6 protein-coding genes are annotated in these 4838 nt (G+C 64.5%); all 6 read left to right on the top strand.

Annotated elements, in window-relative coordinates; all coding sequences use genetic code 11:
- Positions 1–405: transcription termination/antitermination protein NusG (nusG, locus tag BGO22_RS06415; protein WP_286849682.1), on the top strand; the 405-nt coding region annotated here is incomplete at its 5' end.
- A gap of 112 nt (positions 406–517) precedes the next feature.
- Entirely contained in the window at positions 518–949 is a 432-nt protein-coding gene (gene rplK / locus BGO22_RS06410; protein WP_286849681.1) for a 50S ribosomal protein L11, read from the top strand.
- Positions 950–1645: a 50S ribosomal protein L1 gene (gene rplA, locus BGO22_RS06405; protein ID WP_070400498.1), complete on the top strand. Its 696-nt coding sequence runs from the start codon at positions 950–952 to the stop codon at positions 1643–1645.
- Between the two features lie 234 nt (positions 1646–1879).
- Positions 1880–2386 (top strand): 50S ribosomal protein L10, encoded by a 507-nt coding sequence (gene rplJ, locus BGO22_RS06400; RefSeq protein ID WP_070400497.1) that lies wholly within the window; start codon positions 1880–1882, stop codon positions 2384–2386.
- Positions 2387–2432: 46 nt separating this feature from the next.
- Complete coding sequence (gene rplL / locus BGO22_RS06395) at positions 2433–2813, top strand: 50S ribosomal protein L7/L12 (protein ID WP_070400496.1); 381 nt, start codon at positions 2433–2435, stop codon at positions 2811–2813.
- 345 nt (positions 2814–3158) lie between these two features.
- Positions 3159–4838: RNA polymerDNA-directed RNA polymerase subunit B (locus BGO22_RS06390; protein ID WP_502686433.1), on the top strand; the 1680-nt coding region annotated here is incomplete at its 3' end.

The raw sequence follows: 4838 nt of genomic DNA, 5'->3' as shown, positions 1-4838 counted from the left end.
GAGGTGGTCGAGGTCAAGAACGGCCAGAAGCGCACCACCGAGCGCAAGTTCTTCCCCGGCTACGTGCTGGTGGAAATGGTGATGGACGACGACACCTGGCACCTGATCAAGCACACCAACAAGGTGACGGGCTTCGTCGGTGGCGCCAAGAACCGCCCGGTGGCCATTTCCGAAGAGGACGTCCAGAAGATCGTCAGCCAGATGCAGGAAGGCACCGACAAGCCCCGCCACAAGGTGGAGTTCGTCGTCGGCGAGTACGTGCGCGTCAAGGAAGGCCCGTTCACCGACTTCAACGGCACGGTCGAAGAAGTCAACTATGAGAAGAACAAGATGCGCGTGTCGGTGACCATCTTCGGTCGCGCCACGCCCGTCGAGCTCGAATTCAGCCAGGTCGAGAAGACCTGACGCTATCCAGGCGCAGGTGGGTCGGCCCGACACCTGCGCCCTTGTCTTTACCGGGTCCCAACCGCGAGGAGGTGGCTTGAAACCCGCCGTTTGCACTCGCAGGAGCTGAAAAATGGCGAAGAAAATCGTCGGCTTCATCAAGCTGCAAGTGCCAGCTGGTAAGGCCAACCCCTCCCCCCCGATCGGTCCGGCGCTGGGTCAGCGCGGCCTCAACATCATGGAGTTCTGCAAGGCGTTCAACGCTCAGACCCAGGGTGTGGAGCCGGGCCTGCCGCTGCCGGTGGTGATCACCGCGTTCGCGGACAAGAGCTTCACCTTCATCATCAAGACGCCGCCGGCGACCACCTTGATCAAGAAGGCCATCAAGCTCGAGAAGGGCTCCTCGGTGCCCAACAAGAACAAGGTCGGCAAGATCACCCGGGCCCAGCTCGAGGAAATCGCCAAGACCAAGATGAAGGACATGACCGCCGCCGATCTGGACGCGGCCGTCAAGACCATCGCCGGTTCTGCCCGTTCGATGGGCGTGATCGTGGAGGGCGTGTAAATGGCCAAGCTCACCAAAAAACAGAAAGCGCTCGAAGGCAAGGTCGACAGCACCAAGCTGTACCCGCTGGCCGACGCGCTGAAGATCGTCAAGGAAGCCGCCACCGCCAAGTTCGATGAGTCCATCGACGTGGCGATCCAGCTCGGCGTGGACGCGAAGAAGTCCGACCAGGTGGTGCGTGGCGCCGTCGTGATGCCCAACGGCACTGGCAAGACCAAGCGCGTGGCGGTGTTCGCCCAGGGCGCCAAGGCCGAAGAGGCCAAGGCCGCCGGCGCCGACATCGTCGGCATGGACGACCTGGCGGCCGACATCAAGGCCGGCAACATGAACTTCGACGTCGTGATCGCCTCCCCCGATGCCATGCGCATCGTGGGTACCCTGGGTCAGGTGCTCGGCCCGCGCGGTCTGATGCCCAACCCCAAGGTCGGCACCGTGACGCCCGACGTGGCCACCGCGGTGAAGAACGCCAAGGCCGGCCAGGTGCAGTTCCGCGTCGACAAGGCCGGCATCGTGCACGGCACGATCGGCCGCCGCTCGTTCGACGCCGAGAAGCTCCAGGGCAACCTGGTGGCGCTGCTCGACGCGCTGAACAAGGCCAAGCCGGCCACCAGCAAGGGCATCTACCTGCGCAAGGTGGCTGTGTCGTCGACGATGGGTGTCGGTGTCCGCGTGGACACCCAGACCATCTCGGCGTGATGAATTCGGGCGCCCTCGGGCGCCTGGGTGTGGTGGGTTTGCGGCGCGCCTTCGGGTGCTCCGCGAAGCCATCCAAGACCGTTGGCGCCGGCCCTCGTGGGTCGGCTTAATCGACAAGGCCAACGCAGATGGCGATCCCGCCGCTGAAGGATTCGAGAGTGTCCTGCAACGGTTGATCGCTGCAATGAGGCGTGTGGCGGGTGGTGACACCCCCGCACATTGAAGGAGTGAACCTTGAGTCTGAATCGCAGTGAGAAAGAAGCGGTCATCACCGAAGTGACCGGCCTCGCCGCCAAAGCTCAAACCCTCGTGATGGCGGAGTACCGCGGCATCACGGTCGCTTCCATGGACAAGCTGCGCGTGAGCGCCCGCAACAGCGGCGTGAGCCTGAGTGTGTTGAAAAACACCCTGGCCCGTCGTGCGGTCGCCGGCAGCCCGTTCGAGGTGGTGGCCGAGCAGATGGCCGGCCCGCTCGTCTACGGCTTCTCCGAAGACCCCGTGGCCGCCGCGAAAGTGGTGGCCGATTTCGCGAAGACCAACGACAAGCTGGTCATCCGCGGCGGTGTCTACGCGGGCAAAGCCCTGGACGTCGACGGTGTGAAGCAGCTCGCCAGCATCCCCTCGAAAGAGGTCCTGCTCGCGCAGCTTTGTGGCCTGCTCAAGTCGCCGATCTCGCGCACCGCGGTGGTGCTCGGCGCGCTGGCCAAGAAAAAAGGCGAAGGCGAAACGGCTGCCGCCTGACGGCCGCAGCTTCCCGCAAACATCAACCGATTGATTGGAAATTCAAATGGCATTCGATAAAGACGCATTTCTGACGGCCCTGGACAGCATGTCCGTCATGGAACTCAACGACCTGGTGAAAGCCATCGAAGAGAAGTTCGGCGTGAGCGCCGCCGCCATGGCCGCCCCGGCCGCCGGTGGTGCGGGTGGTGGCGCCGCCGCCGCCGCGGAAGAGAAGACCGAGTTCAACGTGGTGCTGGCCGAAGCCGGTGCCAACAAGGTTGCCGTGATCAAGGCCGTGCGCGAAATCACCGGCCTGGGTCTGAAGGAAGCCAAAGACCTGGTCGACGGCGCCCCGAAGAACGTGAAGGAAGGCATCGCCAAGGCCGACGCCGAAGCCGCCGTGAAGAAGCTGGTGGAAGCCGGCGCCAAGGCCGAGCTCAAGTAAATCGGCCCGGGCCTACCGCGCAACCCGATTTCGGCGCTCCGGTGCTCACCGTCCTTCGGTACGGTTGCGCTCCTCGCTCCGACCTCGGGCCGCTCGCGACGGCCCGCATCCGATTTACACAGGCAGGTGCATAGCCTGCCTTTTGCGCTTTCAGAGCGCACCTGAAAACCAGCCCGAAACTGGTTTTCAAGTGTTTTCTGAACCCGACTGCAGAAGACCACTTGGTTCGGGCCCGCGTGCAACGCGCGGGCCGTCCGCCATCGGTTGGTAGAGGCCAGCCACCAAGCTCGTCAGCGCAGCGCGCCGCTGACCGACAGTCGCCAAGACCTCAAGCCCGGAGATCTCATGGCATCGAAGTACTCATACACCGAACGCAAGCGCATCCGAAAAAGTTTCGGCACGCGCGAGAACGTGCTCGCCATCCCTTATCTGCTGCAGATGCAGAAGGATGCCTACACCGCCTTCCTGCAGGCGGACGTGATCCCCAAGCAGCGCACCACCGAAGGCCTTCAGGCCGCATTCACCGCCGCCTTCCCGATCGTCTCGCACAACGGTTTCGTCGAGATGAAGTTCGTGGAATACAACCTGGCCAAGCCCGCGTTCGACGTGCGCGAATGCCAGACGCGCGGCCTGACCTTCGCCTCCGCCGTGCGCGCCCGCGTGCAGCTCATCATCTACGACCGCGAGTCCTCCACGCCGCAGTCCAAGGTGGTCAAGGAAGTGAAGGAGCAAGAGGTCTACATGGGCGAAGTGCCGCTCATGACCGACAAGGGCTCCTTCATCATCAACGGCACGGAGCGCGTGATCGTCTCGCAGCTGCACCGCTCGCCGGGTGTCTTCTTCGAACACGACAAGGGCAAGACGCACAGCTCGGGCAAGCTGCTGTTCTCGGCCCGCATCATTCCCTACCGCGGCTCCTGGCTGGACTTCGAATTCGACCCGAAGGACGTGCTGTTCTTCCGCGTCGACCGTCGCCGCAAGATGCCGGTCACGATCCTGCTCAAGGCCATCGGCCTGACGCCGGAGACCATCCTGGCGAACTTCTTCGTCAACGACCACTTCCGCATCATGGACAGCGGTGCGCAGATGGCCTTCGTGCCCGAGCGCCTGCGCGGCGAAGTGGCGCGCTTCGACATCACCGACAAGTCGGGCAAGGTGGTGGTGGCCAAGGACAAGCGCATCACCGCGCGCCACACGCGCGAGCTGGAGCAGTCGGGCACCACGCACGTGAGCGTGCCCGAGGACTTCCTCATCGGTCGCGTGGTGGCCAAGAACATCGTTGACCCGGACAGCGGCGAGATCATCGCCAAGGCCAACGAGGAAATCACCGAAGCCCTGCTCAAGAAGCTGCGCGCCGCCGCCATCCAGGAACTGGCCTGCATCTACACCAACGAGCTGGACCAGGGCGCCTACATCAGCCAGACCCTGCGCATCGACGAGACCGCCGACGAGTTCGCCGCGCGCGTGGCCATCTACCGCATGATGCGCCCCGGCGAGCCGCCGACGGAGGACGCGGTGCAGGCCCTGTTCCACCGCCTGTTCTACAACCCGGACACCTACGACCTCTCGCGCGTGGGCCGCATGAAGTTCAACGCCCGCGTGGGCCGCGACGAGGCCACCGGCCCCATGGTGCTGTCCAACGACGACATCCTGGCCGTGGTCAAGATCCTGGTGGACCTGCGCAACGGGCGTGGCGAAGTCGACGACATCGACCACCTGGGCAACCGCCGCGTGCGCTGCGTCGGTGAACTGGCCGAGAACCAGTACCGCACCGGCCTCGCCCGCATCGAGAAGGCGGTGAAGGAGCGTCTGGGCCAGGCCGAGCAAGAGCCGCTGATGCCGCACGACCTGATCAACTCCAAGCCGATCTCCGCGGCGCTCAAGGAGTTCTTCGGTGCCTCGCAGCTGTCGCAGTTCATGGACCAGACCAACCCGCTGGCCGAGATCACGCACAAGCGCCGCGTCTCGGCCCTGGGCCCGGGCGGTCTGACGCGCGAGCGCGCCGGCTTCGAGGTGCGCGACGTG

Source organism: Hydrogenophaga sp. 70-12 (assembly GCF_001897365.1).
Classification (GTDB): Bacteria; Pseudomonadota; Gammaproteobacteria; order Burkholderiales; family Burkholderiaceae_C; genus Hydrogenophaga; species Hydrogenophaga borbori.
Note: the sequence above shows the minus strand (reverse complement) of the source record. Positions and strands in the feature narration are given on the sequence as shown.

Coding starts and splice junctions, on each gene's coding strand:
- rplA (WP_070400498.1), top strand. CDS start 950: ATGGCCAAGCTCACCAAAAAACAGAAAGCGCTCGAAGGCAAGGTCGAC.
- rplL (WP_070400496.1), top strand. CDS start 2,433: ATGGCATTCGATAAAGACGCATTTCTGACGGCCCTGGACAGCATGTCC.
- rplK (WP_286849681.1), top strand. CDS start 518: ATGGCGAAGAAAATCGTCGGCTTCATCAAGCTGCAAGTGCCAGCTGGT.